15 protein-coding genes are annotated in these 14,235 nt (G+C 41.9%); 1 reads left to right on the top strand and 14 read right to left on the bottom strand.

Annotated features, from left to right (window positions below):
- Window positions 1-94: 94 nt before the first annotated feature.
- From PSPO_RS11300 to trmJ, 9 genes are all read right to left on the bottom strand, one after another.
- The gene (locus PSPO_RS11300; RefSeq protein ID WP_010561884.1) at window positions 95-472 is read right to left on the bottom strand and encodes a SpoIIAA family protein; all 378 of its coding nucleotides are present in this window, start codon (window positions 470-472) and stop codon (window positions 95-97) included.
- A gap of 130 nt (window positions 473-602) precedes the next feature.
- A complete protein-coding gene (gene fdx / locus PSPO_RS11305) occupies window positions 603-941 on the bottom strand; it encodes an ISC system 2Fe-2S type ferredoxin (protein WP_010561885.1) in 339 nt (112 codons plus the stop codon).
- 1 nt (window position 942) lies between these two features.
- The gene (hscA, locus tag PSPO_RS11310; protein WP_010561886.1) at window positions 943-2,802 is read right to left on the bottom strand and encodes a Fe-S protein assembly chaperone HscA; all 1,860 of its coding nucleotides are present in this window, start codon (window positions 2,800-2,802) and stop codon (window positions 943-945) included.
- Between the two features lie 16 nt (window positions 2,803-2,818).
- Window positions 2,819-3,346 (bottom strand): co-chaperone HscB, encoded by a 528-nt coding sequence (gene hscB / locus PSPO_RS11315; protein WP_010561887.1) that lies wholly within the window; start codon window positions 3,344-3,346, stop codon window positions 2,819-2,821.
- Between the two features lie 81 nt (window positions 3,347-3,427).
- The gene (gene iscA / locus PSPO_RS11320; RefSeq protein ID WP_010561888.1) at window positions 3,428-3,751 is read right to left on the bottom strand and encodes an iron-sulfur cluster assembly protein IscA; all 324 of its coding nucleotides are present in this window, start codon (window positions 3,749-3,751) and stop codon (window positions 3,428-3,430) included.
- 3 nt (window positions 3,752-3,754) lie between these two features.
- Window positions 3,755-4,138, bottom strand: a complete 384-nt coding sequence (iscU, locus tag PSPO_RS11325) for a Fe-S cluster assembly scaffold IscU (protein ID WP_010561889.1) — start codon at window positions 4,136-4,138, stop codon at window positions 3,755-3,757.
- A gap of 31 nt (window positions 4,139-4,169) precedes the next feature.
- The gene (locus PSPO_RS11330) at window positions 4,170-5,387 is read right to left on the bottom strand and encodes an IscS subfamily cysteine desulfurase (protein ID WP_010561890.1); all 1,218 of its coding nucleotides are present in this window, start codon (window positions 5,385-5,387) and stop codon (window positions 4,170-4,172) included.
- Window positions 5,388-5,406: 19 nt separating this feature from the next.
- On the bottom strand, window positions 5,407-5,907 hold the full coding sequence (gene iscR, locus PSPO_RS11335) for a Fe-S cluster assembly transcriptional regulator IscR (RefSeq protein ID WP_010561891.1): 501 nt from the start codon (window positions 5,905-5,907) through the stop codon (window positions 5,407-5,409).
- A 185-nt stretch (window positions 5,908-6,092) separates the two neighbouring features.
- Window positions 6,093-6,833: a tRNA (cytosine(32)/uridine(32)-2'-O)-methyltransferase TrmJ gene (trmJ, locus tag PSPO_RS11340; RefSeq protein ID WP_010561892.1), complete on the bottom strand. Its 741-nt coding sequence runs from the start codon at window positions 6,831-6,833 to the stop codon at window positions 6,093-6,095.
- Between the two features lie 252 nt (window positions 6,834-7,085).
- Here trmJ and suhB point away from each other — a divergent pair, with 252 nt between their 5' ends.
- Window positions 7,086-7,889 (top strand): inositol-1-monophosphatase, encoded by an 804-nt coding sequence (gene suhB / locus PSPO_RS11345; protein ID WP_010561893.1) that lies wholly within the window; start codon window positions 7,086-7,088, stop codon window positions 7,887-7,889.
- Window positions 7,890-7,936: 47 nt separating this feature from the next.
- On the opposite strand, the gene PSPO_RS11350 is transcribed toward suhB, so the two are convergent.
- The 5 genes from PSPO_RS11350 to secD form a co-directional block, all read right to left on the bottom strand.
- A complete protein-coding gene (locus PSPO_RS11350; RefSeq protein ID WP_010561894.1) occupies window positions 7,937-8,776 on the bottom strand; it encodes a substrate-binding periplasmic protein in 840 nt (279 codons plus the stop codon).
- Window positions 8,777-8,867: 91 nt separating this feature from the next.
- Window positions 8,868-10,652, bottom strand: a complete 1,785-nt coding sequence (locus tag PSPO_RS11355; RefSeq protein WP_010561895.1) for a GGDEF domain-containing protein — start codon at window positions 10,650-10,652, stop codon at window positions 8,868-8,870.
- Window positions 10,653-10,773: 121 nt separating this feature from the next.
- Complete coding sequence (locus PSPO_RS11360) at window positions 10,774-11,307, bottom strand: hypothetical protein (protein ID WP_010561896.1); 534 nt, start codon at window positions 11,305-11,307, stop codon at window positions 10,774-10,776.
- A 109-nt stretch (window positions 11,308-11,416) separates the two neighbouring features.
- Complete coding sequence (gene secF, locus PSPO_RS11365; RefSeq protein ID WP_010561897.1) at window positions 11,417-12,358, bottom strand: protein translocase subunit SecF; 942 nt, start codon at window positions 12,356-12,358, stop codon at window positions 11,417-11,419.
- Window positions 12,359-12,367: 9 nt separating this feature from the next.
- Window positions 12,368-14,227 (bottom strand): protein translocase subunit SecD, encoded by a 1,860-nt coding sequence (secD, locus tag PSPO_RS11370; protein ID WP_010561898.1) that lies wholly within the window; start codon window positions 14,225-14,227, stop codon window positions 12,368-12,370.
- Window positions 14,228-14,235 lie beyond the last annotated feature (8 nt).

Here is a 14,235-nt window from a genome sequence, read left to right on the forward strand (position 1 = left end):
TATTACAGAATGACTAATCTAAACAAAAAATAAATTCTACAAGGCTTTTTACGCAATTGCATTAACTAATTTCGCACGCTAAGTCACCAGGGTTTTATGCTTGCTCCAACCAAACCAATGCATCGTGATGATTATTGAATGACTCAATTTCGCCCGGCATAAACCAATTTGAAACATGCATTACCCCTTTTTGCCAACGATGTGAGCAAATAACGGCGATTTTTTCGAATTCTCGACGGTGTTTCATGCCAAACTTAAAATCATCCCACGCGGCATTCATGGTCCAGCCATCCAGCTCGGTAATATCAATTAAAACATTCAGCTTGGGCTGTGTTACTTCACTAAGCGCTGATTCAATGGTGGGCACCATGTACTGATAGTCATCATGTTGCAGTGTGCCAAATGCGCGAATATGAATAAAGAATGTCGATTTAACGCGACTTAAACCAATGCTTATCCCATGTGGTTTCATAAACTTTCCCGCTCTTAATTATACTTTTAGATTAAACAAAACAGATTCAAGCATCTTTGATATTAGACAAATTTCAGGCAATAAAAAAGCGCTCTAAGAGCGCTTTTCAAAAACATTAATCACTGTGTAATTAGTGTTCCTCGTTTACAATATTCAAATTGTACTTTGGAATTTCTACGACTAGGTCTTCATCTGCGATAATTGCCTGACAGCCAAGGCGTGATTCAGGCTCTAAGCCCCATGCTTTATCCAGCATATCATCTTCAAGTTCATCACTTTCTTCAAGCGAATCAAAACCTTCACGCACAATTACATGACATGTAGTACATGCACATGACTTTTCACACGCATGTGGAATTGAAATACCATTTTTAAGCGCAACATCAAGCACCGTTTCGCCAGTAGGTGCATCAATTGCCGCGCCTTCTGGACAAAGCTCTTCATGTGGTAAGAAAATAATTTGTGGCATATTAAACCTCATCTACCGACTGGCCAGTTAAAGCCTGTTTAATTGAATCATCCATACGGCGCGATGCAAACTCACTGCTTGCTTTATCTATGGCTTCAATGGCTGATTTTAGTTGGTCTGGCGTTGTCGCCGTTTCGCGAAGTACCGCTAATTTGCTGATTTCGCTTTCTAATTCGCTTTTTTCATCAGTTGAAAGTAAGTGACCACTTTGATCAAGCGATGCATTTAATGCTTCAATCACTCGTAGCGCTTCAACTTGTTGCTCTTTTAGCATACGTGCTTGCATATCGTCTTTAGCATTAACCAACGACGATTTAATCATATCTGCAACTTGGTTATCTGATAAACCAAACGATGGCTTAACTTGAATTTCTGACTGCACACCTGTGGATTTTTCCATTGCACTTACGCTTAGAAGACCGTCCGCATCCACTTTAAAGGTCACACGAATATGTGCCGCACCCGCCGCCATTGGTGGAATGCCTTTTAAACTAAACTTAGCCAATGAGCGACAATCATCTACCAGTTCACGTTCACCTTGCAGCACATGCAGTGACATTGCCGTTTGGCCATCTTTGAACGTAGTAAACTCTTGTGCACGAGCTACAGGAATAGTGGTGTTGCGAGGAATGATTTTCTCAACCAAGCCACCCATGGTTTCTAAACCGAGTGAAAGCGGTAATACATCAAGCAGTAGCATATCTGAATCTGGTTTATTACCCACTAGGATGTCGGCTTGAATTGCCGCCCCCAAAGCAACAACTTGGTCCGGGTCAATTGAAGTAAGTGGTTCTTTACCAAAAAACTCACCTACTTGCTCACGGACGATTGGCATGCGTGTAGAACCACCAACCATTACCACTTCAAGTACGTCTTCTTTTTCAACACCGGCATCTTTCAACGCTCGGCGCGATGCACGTAATGTCTTTTTCACAAGGCCTTGTGCTAATTCATTAAAGAACTCTTTCGTTACTTCAATTTTAAACTGCTGCTCGCCTAAATCTAAGCCGACGTTTACCAGATTGTAATTAGTAAGCGCTTCTTTACATGCGCGCGCTTTTTCCATAAGTAAACGCAGGGTATCGGCGTTCGGTGCGTTAATGCCGGTTTGCTCTTTAAAGTAATTCACCAACAGTGCGTCAAAGTCATCACCGCCAAGTGCCGAGTCACCGCCCGTCGCCAATACTTCAAATACGCCTTTATTCAAACGCAGAATTGACACATCAAAGGTACCGCCACCTAAATCGTAAACCGCGATAACACCTTCTTTACCTGAATCTAAACCGTAAGCAACCGCAGCGGCTGTTGGTTCGTTAAGTAAGCGCAGTACATTTAAGCCAGCTAGTTCTGCGGCATCTTTGGTGCCTTGACGCTGTGCATCATCAAAGTATGCCGGTACAGTGATCACCGCGCCAGTAATTTCTTCACCACCGAAGCTATCCATTGCACGTGCTTTTAATGTTTTTAAAATCTCACTCGACGCTTGAATTGGGTTAATGTTGCCCTGACGTGTTTGAATTGCTAATACGTCATCGTCGTTGCTAAATTGGTATGGCAGTTGGTCGGCAATCTGACTGATTTCTTGGAATGATTTGCCAAGAAAACGTTTTACCGAAATAAGCGTATTGGCAGCGTCTAGCGGTGCATCTACTTTGGCTTTTTCGCCAACAGTAATTGTGTTTTCACCATAGTGAATGGCTGATGGCAAAATTGTTTTGCCCATTAAGTCTGGCAGTACTTTGGTTTCGCCACTTTGTACTGTTGCAACCAGCGAGTTTGTGGTTCCTAAGTCAATGCCAACTGCTAATTTGTGCTCATGTGGTGATGCACTTTGGCCTGGTTCTGCTATTTGGAGTAACATGTTTCTCGCGTCCTAATTAGTCGTCGAAAAGCGAATCTTCAATGCGCTCTAATTCTTCTCGTAACTTATAAATAAATTTAAGCTTGCGTACTATATCTGCGGCAATTTTAAGCTGCTCTTGGTCGTCACTGTCAATGTGCTTTTTGAGCTCTGCGTAATAGTCTTGATGAAGTTCTTTTACGTGATTTTCAAACTGTGCAATTGCTGCTTCAGGGTCTGCTGCGTCAGTAATTTCACTTAGCTCTTCTCGCAGCTCCATCTGCTGCATTAAAAACTCAGGGTCTTGCAAAGTCTGTTGCTCAGCACGAATATCAATGTGCTTTTCTGCTAACATGTATTCTGCGCGTTTTAGCGGCTGCTTGAGAACCTGTAATGCGTCGTTTAATTCTGCCGTTTTTTGTACCGCAAGCAGTTGTTGCTGTGCGCCTAAACTAGCATGACGATCAGGGTGAAGAATTTTTTGCAGTTCGAGATAGCGTGCGTTAACGGTGTTGAGATCAACATCAAATTGAACAGGGATTGCAAATAACTCAAAGTATTTCATAGTAACGAAAAAATCCTCGCTCTTAATTGCACACAAGCCCCGCAATTGCAGGGCTTAATAAATTAGATCAAATAGTAAGGGTTATACGGTAAAGCTTTCGCCGCAACCACACTCGCCATTTTGATTCGGGTTGTTAAATTTAAACCCTTCATTTAGGCCTTCTTTAACAAAGTCCAGCTCAGTGCCATCGATGTACACTAGGCTTTTACCATCAACAATGACGGTTACACCGTTATGCTCAAAGGTTTCATCGCCTTCCGCTAACTCATCAACAAACTCAAGTACATAGGCAAGGCCTGAGCACCCTGTTGTTTTAACACCAACGCGTAGGCCTAGACCTTTACCGCGATTGGTTAAAAATGAGCGTACGCGATCAGCGGCTGCATCTGTTAAAGTAATCGCCATAAATTATTCACCGTGCTTTTTTTTGTAATCCGCAATCGCTGCTTGGATTGCATCTTCCGCTAAAATTGAACAGTGAATTTTAACTGGCGGTAATTCTAGTTCCGCTGTGATATCAGTGTTTTTGATTTCACCCGCTTCGTCTAGGCTTTTACCTTTAACCCATTCAGTTACTAGTGATGACGATGCAATCGCGCTACCACAACCATAGGTTTTAAATTTTGCATCTTCGATGATGCCATCATCAGATACCTTAATTTGCAACTTCATTACGTCACCACACGCTGGTGCGCCAACCATACCCGTTGCAACACTTGGGTCATTCTTGTCGAAAGAACCTACGTTACGTGGATTCTCTACATGGTCAATTACTTTGTCACTATATGCCATTGCTTGTTACCTCAATACCCAATTCATTTAATTAGTGGTGTGTCCACTCAACAGACTCTAAATCAACGCCTTCTTTATACATTTCCCATAAAGGAGACATTTCGCGCAAACGGCCAATTGAGTCTTTGATTAGCTGAACAGTGTAATCAATCTCTTCTTCAGTCGTGAAACGACCAATACTGAAACGAATTGAGCTATGTGCTAATTCGTCGTTACGGCCTAGCGCACGTAATACGTAAGATGGTTCTAAACTTGCCGATGTACATGCCGAACCTGAAGATACCGCGATATCTTTAAGTGCCATTAGTAATGACTCACCTTCAACATAGTTGAATGAGATATTTACAATACCTGGCACTGATTGCTCTGGTGTACCGTTAAAGTAAACTTCTTCGATATCCGACATAATGCCATCAATCAAACGCTTACGTAGTGCACTGATGTGTGCGTGATCTTTATCAAAATCTTCATTTGCAACTTTGAACGCCTGACCCATACCTACGATTTGGTGTGTTGCCAGTGTACCTGAACGCATACCACGTTCATGACCACCACCGTGCATTTGTGCTTCTAAACGCGCACGTGGTTTACGACGAACATAAAGTGCGCCAATGCCTTTCGGGCCATACACTTTGTGACCAGAGAAAGACATGAAGTCTACTTTAAGTGCTTGCATGTCGATTTTTACTTTACCCGCGCTTTGCGCACCATCAACATGAAACATGATTTTACGTTCGCGACACATTTCACCAATTGTTGCGATATCTTGTACTACACCTAGCTCGTTATTTACGTGCATTACGCTCACAAGCACAGTGTCATCGCGCATTGTTGCTTCAAGCTTCTTAAGGTCTAGTAAGCCGTTTTCTTCAACGTCCATATAAGTAACTTCAAAGCCTTGACGCTCAAGTTCACGACACGTGTCTAATACAGCTTTGTGTTCTGTTTTAACTGTGATTACGTGCTTGCCTTTTTTCGCGTAGAAATTAGCAGCACCTTTAATTGCCAAGTTATTTGATTCTGTAGCACCTGATGTGAAAACGATTTCACGCGGGTCTGCATTGATTAATTCAGCAATGTCGTGACGCGCTTGGTCAACTGCTTCTTCAGCTTGCCAACCAAAACGGTGAGAACGTGACGCAGGGTTACCAAAATTACCATCCATTGTTAAACACTGCATCATAGCGTCAGCTACACGCGGATCGACAGGTGTTGTGGCGGCATAATCTAAATAAATTGGTAACTTCATATTTACTTGCTCCGAATTGCTACATTTGGCAACTAATGTTGATATTTTCAAGCTGACTGAGTGAATTTTCAACGGCTTTTTCAACCGTTTGGTCTTGGCGACCAGCAACTTGTTGCACATCTTTTTTGGCAACTAACTCAGCTAACGTAATACTGTTTAAAAATTCTTCGATGCGCTGGCTCAATTCACTCCATAATGAGTGTGTTAAGCAGCGAACACCATTTTGGCAATCGCCTTCACCACCACAACGTGTGGCATCTACCGATTCATTGACTGCAGATATGATATCGCCAACTGAAATCTCTGAGGCTTCCTTACCTAGTAAGTAACCACCGCCAGGACCACGAACAGAGCGTACTAAATCTTGCTTGCGCAAACGCGAAAATAACTGCTCAAGGTATGAGAGTGAAATGTCTTGTCGTTCTGAAATTTCAGCGAGGGGAACTGGGCCAATTTTAGTATGAAGCGCCACGTCTAATAGTGCAGTTACTGCATATCGACCTTTCGACGTTAATTTCATGCTAAGCCCCCATCATCAATAAGAGTGCGAATTTTAATTACCTGACTAAGATAGTCAAGTATTTATTGTTCACACTTCGGTTATTCTTTAGTCTTGCTATATATAAGCTAGAACAGAATAACCTAGTAATTTACTCAAGTATTATTTTAATTACCTGAGTAAATTAGTCAAGTATTGTCTTTAAGCTATTCGCTGTCTTTTTTCATAACCGATTTATCAATCGAGGTTAAAATCCCGCGCAGAATGTTAAGCTCTTGCTCTTCTGGGCGTGCGCGATTAAATAAACGGCGTAGCTTAGTCATTACTTGACCTGGATGTTGTTTAATAATAAAGCCCGTGTCTGACAAGGTTTTTTCTAAATGTTGGTAGAAAAGCTCCATCTGTTCAGAACTTGGGTATACCGCATCATCTTGTTCAATTTGTTGTTCGCCTTTGGCAAGGTAGCGCATGCGTGTTTCATAACACAGGGTTTGCACAGCCATAGCAAGGTTCAGTGACGAGTATTCAGGGTTAGCTGCAATACATACGTGGAAATTACACAGTTGCAGCTCTTCATTAGTTAAGCCACTATTTTCACGACCAAATACAAGCGCTACATCACCTTCTTGCTCTGTACCAGCAAGCAGTTTTTCGCCGCACTCAACTGGGTTAACCATTGGCCAAGATAAAGTACGTGAGCGCGCACTGGTGCCAATCACGGTATTACAATCAGCAATCGCCTCTTGCAAGGTATCAACAACTACCGCATTACCTAGTACATCGGTTGCTCCTGCTGCAAGTGCACTTGCGTGACTATCGACAGGGTTAACAGGATCAACTAAATAAAGCTTGCTAAAGCCCATTGTTTTCATTGCACGAGCAACTGAACCAATGTTACCTGTGTGCGAAGTATTAACCAGTACAATACGAATTTTATCTAGCGTCATGTTACGTTCTAAACTCTGAAATTTTATCTGGCGCGGATTTTAGCCTACTCATCATTAAATTTCGACTATTACACCGCGATTAGCGATTTTTTAGCACACCAGTTTGATTAATTGTTAACCAGAGATTAAATTTATTATTTTGGTTTACAACCGCAAAAAAGTCGCTAAAATAGCGCGGCTGAACTGAGGGGTGACCAAATTAAGGCACAACTTAGTAGTTAATGAGTTCTTTTAAAACCTAAAGGTAAAGCTATGCATCCAATGTTAAACATTGCGGTTCGCGCTGCGCGAAATGCAGGTAAAGTTATTCTTCAAAAATTTGAAGAGAAAGATAAAGTTGAAGTACTTCAAAAAGGTAGCAACGACTTTGTAACTAACGTAGACAAAGACGCGGAAGCGATGATTCGCGACACTATTTTAAAGTCTTACCCTAAGCATAGCATTGTAGGCGAAGAGCTAGGTCAACAACTTGGCAGCGACGCTGATTACCTTTGGGTTATCGATCCACTTGATGGCACGACTAACTTCATCAAGGGCATTCCACACTTCGCAGTATCTATTGCATTAAAAGTTAAAGGCCGTACAGAGCAAGCGGTTGTTTACGATCCAATTCGTGGTGAATTATTCACAGCGACACGCGGTCAAGGCGCACAGCTTAACAGCAAGCGTATTCGTGTAAATAAGGCAACTGACCTTTCAGGTACTGTGCTAGCAACCGGCTTCCCATTCAAGCAAAAGCATCATATGGAAGAATACATGAATGCATTCAGTGCATTATTCGTTCATACAGCAGATATGCGCCGCGCAGGTTCTGCAGCGCTAGATTTAGCTTATGTTGCAGCGGGTCGTGTTGATGGTTTCTTCGAAATTGGTTTAAAGCCATGGGATACTGCAGCAGGTCAACTACTTGTTAAAGAAGCAGGTGGCTTAGTAACTGATTTTGCTGGCGGCAACAACCAAGATAAGTCAGGCAATATTGTATGTGGCGCACCAAAACTTGCACAAGCGATTGTGAAAGAGCTTCGTCCACATTTAAGCGATGCATTACTTAAATAATCGCATGCTTTAACTAGGTTTTATAAATAAGGAAGCACATTGCTTCCTTATTTTTTGTACCAAAGCGCCTTATTTTGCAACAGCGCTGTATTTGTAAAATAATCATTTTCTAAATAATGTATTTCGCGCTTGGCTAAGTTTAATTGGCTCAGCCCTTCTGCAAAATAATCATCAAACAACTTATCAAATCGACCATCAGCAATCATTTCTGTTAACCCTGCTTGCAGTGCATTGGCTAACGCCGTTTTTTCTTTATTTACAAAAAAGTAGAATGCCGTAGGATAATTTATTAAATGTGCGGTCTCTATCGTCAAACCAAGTGGCTTAAACTCCAAAAGTTCATCTTGAATTTCAATGACAGAGCGTGGGAAATAATCCACCTGCCCACGAGAGACTAAAGTGAACATGGCTTTATAATGTGCAAATGCTTTTACTCGGTAGCCATTTTGCGCAAGAATTTTAGTGTCGGGCCAATCGTGTCCTTGAACCGCAGTAAACTGCTTTAGCTTGTCGCTATCAATCGCAGTAAAGTCACTTTGCCGATCGTCTTTAATCAACGCAATACGTTTACCAATCAACCCTTTAAAAATAGGAATAGGAATTGCGGTAGCAATGGCTTCGCGGTCAGGACTCGTCATGCCCCAATGAATATCTACATCACCTTGGCTGAGCTTTAGTAAGGTACGCTGCTGGTGTGGGTGAACAGGCACATGTTGTAACTGGTAAGGCTGGTTGGCCAGTGCCGACTCTAACAGGCTAACAATGTAATCATCTCTTGGGTATAGCTTGCGCTGCTCTTTGGCAACTTTCACAATTTCTGTTGCTACTACTGAACAGGTTAAAAGTGAAATAAGCGCTATAAAACAATATGGTACATTTATTCTCATATTACTTGCCCCAAACATAGCTCAAGTAATAGTAAGTTAAAACAAGTTACTGTTTAGGTAAAGCGATTGTTTTTCAATCGCCACGAATAGATTATTTTGCTACCGGTAGTCTGACTATCGCCATGGTCGGGCGACGGCGTTTGCAAATAAACAAGTGACTGGTTACAAAACGCTTAGCTTCCTTTTTAGCATCGGTTGCCAGCGCTGCCACTTGATGGCTGTTTTCGCAGTGCTCAATATCAGGGTTAACTAAACCAATAGACAAGGTTAACAAGGGCACAAACTTCTTTTCACCCTCGCGGTTGGTTGCCCAATAGCCCCCTGCTGCAACGTGCTCTGGCGTAAAATAGGCTCTAACGGCGGTTTCAAACTCAGATATTATTTTACGACACAGCGCTTCGCCTAAGTCACTAGGACACACCAGCATAAAATCATCGCCACCAATATGACCAATAAAGCAGTCTTTTTGATTACACACTTGGCGGCAAATTTCAGCAAGTAGTTTAATTACCATGTCACCACTGGCATAACCATAAAGGTCGTTAAATTGCTTAAAGTGATTTAAATCGATATACGCTAGTTCGAAATCTTGTCGCGCATTTAAGCGACGTTCAATATTATCATTAATTGCCACATTACCCGGCAACATGGTTAACGGGTTGGCATGCTGCGCGTTTTTAATTTTCTCGTCAGTAATGTGTTTTAAAATATCGCGAATAGCAACAACACCAACGTATTGCCCTTCTTGTGTCACAATAATATAGCGGCGTATATCAAAATCTGAGTCAGTAATTTTTTGACTCACAGAGTCCAACGCTGTCAATCTATCAACCACTAAAGGCTGGTGATCCATAACCTCATCGACTGAGCGCTTAGAGTGTAGCGCCGCCCCATAGGTTGACGAAAATATTTCGGCAAGTTGATCTCGGTGTAATATGCCAACGGGTCGATTATCTTGATTAAGCACTACTAGGCTTTGCAGTAACTTATCTTGCTCGAAATACTTCTTCGCAACACCACAATTAGTAGTGACAAAAATAGACTGCTGACTTAGTAATAAATTGCCAATAAAAGGGGAATCGTCTTTCGTATTGCGTGGCATATCCACTAACTTTTGCGCAGCAATGCATTCATCAAAACTCTGACACGGCGAAAATACAGGGCGTTCAAGCAAAAAGCCTTGTGCTAGTTCAACCCCCAGATTTTTTAACAGTGTTAATTCTTGAGTGCGTTCTATACCTTCAGCTATTACTCGCGTATTAGTGATTTTTGCCAGCTCTAAAATAGAGCGTAAAAATTCTTTTTTCACCACACTTTTATCGCAGTGGTCGATAAAGTAACGATCAATTTTAACGATGTCAGGCTTGAGTTCAGACCACTGTTTTAGCCCGCTGTAACCCGAACCAAAGTCATCAATCGCAATATGCAAACCTAAATCACGGTAATGTTTAATCGCTTCGAATAATAAGTCGCTTTGTGCTAACGGCTCCCGCTCAGTAATCTCAATCACAACCCGTGATGTGGCTAAGCCGTGTTTAGCAAGCAGTTGTAAAGTTTCACCTTTGGGATGCGCGGCTTCCAGTAATGCAGACGGACTTACATTGATAAACAATTTTCCAGGCAACCCTTGGGCAACAAAGTTCTCAATGGCTTTTTCACGACAAAGAAGCTCTAGTTCTGAGAGGCAGGCATCTTTTTCAGCTTGGGCAAAGAGTTCGACAGGGCTGAACAAACTTGAATTTTCAGGGCCTCGCGACAAAGCTTCGTAGCCGAGCACCGTTTCTTTTTCAATATCAAGAATGGGTTGAAACAGCGTTGTGATCTGTCGCTTTGACAGAATCGCTTTAAGGCTGATCGATTGTTTCAAGTTTTGCATAATTCACCTCTTTACGGATGGCGAATATAACAAGAGATAATGACAGAATTATTTCAGAAGCTAAGTGTCAGAAAAGGTTGTAATTATTTCACTTTATAATCACAACCTTTTGAAATTTAGGTTAGTTTAATGCTTTTTCAACCTGAGAAAAGTGTGCAATAACTTCAATAATTTCCATTTCTGCACTTTCACGCATTTCTGCAGTGGTAATCCCCATTGTCGCCATTGCTTGTACCGTTGCAGGATGCACCAGTAAGTCCTTCGCATGGTAACAGTTAGGGTCGTCAAACTTAGGCAGTTTACCGTCTTCATGATAACCTGACTCGATCTCTTCTAGCGGTAAGGTTGGAATGATATCCGCCGCATTGTTAAGCGCTGTTAAATACTCAGTACACTTTGGATGTTTATTTATAAACTGCGTAATGATCGTTTTAGAACCTGCCACTAACTCAGCTGACTTTACAGCGATTTCAGTATCTGGTTTTGCTTCTTTAATCATTGTCACTAGTGTTTTAGCACCCTCTTTGTAGTCTGCTAACGCTTGATTCGCTGTAGGTGCTTTTGCTACCGCTTCGGCGTTAGTTTGTTGTTTATCACCACATGCTGTTAAAAGTGTCATTGCTGCAAAACTAGCAAGTACAGTTAGCTTTTTCATTTTAATGCCTTTGAGAATGTTTATCATTTTCAGTATCATACTAAAGACAAAAAAAAAGGCCAGTATTAACACCGGCCTTTTTCAGAATTATTACAAAATTACCAAATAATTATGGCATATTGTCAAATTCAGCACCTTCTTTCTCAACTTCTTCAGGGATCAGATCTTCTTTGCTGATGCCCATCATTACTGCAACAGAACTTGCAACGTATACAGATGAGTAAGTACCAATAAATACACCAAATAGTAATGCAGTTGCGAAGCCATGAATAGTTTCGCCGCCCCATACAAATAGCGCCACAAGTACTAAGATGGTTGTAATTGATGTTACTAACGTACGGTTTAACGTTTGCGTTAGTGAAATATCAACAATTTCAATGGTATCGTCGATACGGATTTTACGGAAGTTCTCACGAATACGGTCCGATACAACAATGGTATCGTTAAGTGAGTAACCAATAACCGCAAGTACCGCTGCTAATACAGTTAAATCAAACGGTAAACCTAATACTGAGAATAAACCCACAGTTAAAATAACATCGTGCGCAAGTGCTGCTACTGCACCAATTGCAAAACGCCATTCAAAGCGCAGTGCAACGTAAAGCAAAATACAGATTAGCGCTGTTAACATCGCTAAACCACCTTGCTCCTTAAGGTCTTCACCAACGCTTGGACCAACAAACTCTATTGAGCGGATCTCAACTTTTTGGCCTGTTTGTTCAAGAATCTCGAGTACTTGATTACTGATCATGTCGGCTTTTTCACCTTCACGTGGCTCAAGGCGAATTTTTACGTCCTTACTTGAACCAAATAGCTGTACCTGTGCATCAGGGAAGCCGTTTTCGTGTAGCGATGAACGCACAACTTTAAGGTCAGCAGCTTGTTCAAAGCCAACTTCAACTGTTGTACCGCCAGTAAAATCCAAACCAAAGTTCATACCTTTGGTAAAAAATGAAACAAATGAAGCGATAATCAGCAGAGTTGAAATTGTCATCGCGATTTTACGCAATGACATAAACTTAAGTGTTTCATTTAACTTTAATAATTGCATCACACTCTCCTAGATAGATAACTTCTCAATGCGCTTACCGCCGATTAACGCGTTAACAATCGCACGCGTACCAACAATCGCAGTGAACATTGACGTTACAATACCGATAGCAAGAGTGATTGCGAAGCCTTGAATAGGACCTGTACCAATTGCGTACAAGATCACGGCTGCAATTAACGTTGTGATATTGGCATCAAAAATGGTGCTAAATGCACTGTCGTAACCATGGTGAATTGCTTGTTGAGGACTGCGCCCTTCAGCTAATTCTTCACGAATACGTTCAAAAATAAGTACGTTCGCATCTACCGCCATACCAACGGTTAGTACGATACCGGCAATACCCGGCAAGGTAAGCGTTGCCCCAGCAAGCACTGACATAGCACCAACAATTAACACTAGGTTTAAACCCAGTGCAATATTTGCAATCATGCCAAAGCCTTTGTAGTAAAGCAGCATAAATACCAGTACAAAAACAAAGCCAAGCACTACCGCAGTAATCCCTTTCTCTACGTTTTCAGCACCCATGCTTGGACCTATGGTACTTTCAGCAACAATTTGAATTGGCGCAACAAGCGCACCTGCACGAAGCATTTCAGATAAATGCTGTGCTTTGGCTGGTGTATCAATACCGGTAATTTGGAAACGGCGACCTAAGCGTTCATTAATAGTTGCTTGGTTTATCACTTCTTCGTGTTTGATTGGTGGTAATGCTTTACCGTTTTCATCTACCTTACCCGATGGACGGTATTCGATGAACACAATCGCCATTAAATTACCAACTTCGTCTTTAGTAAACGCAGCCATTTTTGAGCCGCCTTTGCTATCTAGTTGTAAGCTAACTTGCGGACGTTGATATTGGTCATAACCCGCTTGTGCGCCGGTAATGTGTGAACCTTCAAGCATTACGCGTTTTTTAAGTAAGACTGGACGACCAAACTGATCGTTGATTACTTCTGAGCCCGGCGGCATACGACCTGCTAATGCATCGCGTACGTCGTTATCTTGGTCAACCATGCGCAGTTCAAGCGTTGCTGCTGAACCTAAAATTTCTTTCGCACGTGCTGGGTCTTGAATACCCGGTAATTGTACTAAAATACGCTCTTGGCCTTGGCGCTGAACATTTGGTTCTGCAACACCAATTTGGTTAATTCGTTTACGAATAATGATTAAGTTTTGTGAAATTGCGTAATCGCGAATTTCTTTTAACTTAGCTTCCGTTAAACGCGCTGTAAACGCTAGCTCATTGCTGCGGTCATCGCGAAACTCAAGGCTAGGATTGTTCTTTTGCAAATAACTCTCAGCGGCGTCTTTGCCTTCTTCATTACGGAAAACTAATTGCACGCGATCGGCGTTTGCTACTTCACGAATGCTGCGGTAGCGAATTTTCTGCTCACGTAAGTCAGAGCGGAAATCTTGCTGCATCTGCTTTAACTGGTTATTGATAGCAGTACGCATATCAACTTCCATCGTAAACTCAACGCCACCACGTAAATCTAAGCCTAACTTCATCGGCGCACCGCCCAAGTTTTCAAGCCATGCCGGCGTTGAAGGAGCAGAGTTTATAGCAGCGATATAGTTAGCGCCTAGACTGTCGCTTAGTTGGTCTTTCGCTTTTAACTGTGTTTCTACATCATTAAAACGAATTAAGATTTGCTCATTTTCTAGTTTGATTGATTTAGCATCAAATCCATCGTTCGTTAGAATTGTTTTTACTTTGTCGAGATCCGCTGTTTCAATCACAGCACCTCGCGCACCTGAAATTTGTACGGCAGGATCACTACCGTACATATTTGGTGCAGCGTAAAGCATACCAAGCAATACAACTGCTACCACCATCAAGTACTTCCATAATGGGTACTTATTAATCACAACTTATT

It is taken from the genome of Pseudoalteromonas spongiae UST010723-006 (assembly GCF_000238255.3).
In the GTDB taxonomy this organism is placed as follows: domain Bacteria; phylum Pseudomonadota; class Gammaproteobacteria; order Enterobacterales; family Alteromonadaceae; genus Pseudoalteromonas; species Pseudoalteromonas spongiae.

Coding starts and splice junctions, on each gene's coding strand:
- hscA (WP_010561886.1), bottom strand. CDS start 2,802: ATGTTACTCCAAATAGCAGAACCAGGCCAAAGTGCATCACCACATGAG.
- iscU (WP_010561889.1), bottom strand. CDS start 4,138: ATGGCATATAGTGACAAAGTAATTGACCATGTAGAGAATCCACGTAAC.
- PSPO_RS11355 (WP_010561895.1), bottom strand. CDS start 10,652: ATGCAAAACTTGAAACAATCGATCAGCCTTAAAGCGATTCTGTCAAAG.
- PSPO_RS11360 (WP_010561896.1), bottom strand. CDS start 11,307: ATGAAAAAGCTAACTGTACTTGCTAGTTTTGCAGCAATGACACTTTTA.
- secF (WP_010561897.1), bottom strand. CDS start 12,358: ATGCAATTATTAAAGTTAAATGAAACACTTAAGTTTATGTCATTGCGT.
- PSPO_RS11300 (WP_010561884.1), bottom strand. CDS start 472: ATGAAACCACATGGGATAAGCATTGGTTTAAGTCGCGTTAAATCGACA.
- PSPO_RS11330 (WP_010561890.1), bottom strand. CDS start 5,387: ATGAAGTTACCAATTTATTTAGATTATGCCGCCACAACACCTGTCGAT.
- iscR (WP_010561891.1), bottom strand. CDS start 5,907: ATGAAATTAACGTCGAAAGGTCGATATGCAGTAACTGCACTATTAGAC.
- trmJ (WP_010561892.1), bottom strand. CDS start 6,833: ATGACGCTAGATAAAATTCGTATTGTACTGGTTAATACTTCGCACACA.
- iscA (WP_010561888.1), bottom strand. CDS start 3,751: ATGGCGATTACTTTAACAGATGCAGCCGCTGATCGCGTACGCTCATTT.
- fdx (WP_010561885.1), bottom strand. CDS start 941: ATGCCACAAATTATTTTCTTACCACATGAAGAGCTTTGTCCAGAAGGC.
- suhB (WP_010561893.1), top strand. CDS start 7,086: ATGCATCCAATGTTAAACATTGCGGTTCGCGCTGCGCGAAATGCAGGT.
- PSPO_RS11350 (WP_010561894.1), bottom strand. CDS start 8,776: ATGAGAATAAATGTACCATATTGTTTTATAGCGCTTATTTCACTTTTA.
- hscB (WP_010561887.1), bottom strand. CDS start 3,346: ATGAAATACTTTGAGTTATTTGCAATCCCTGTTCAATTTGATGTTGAT.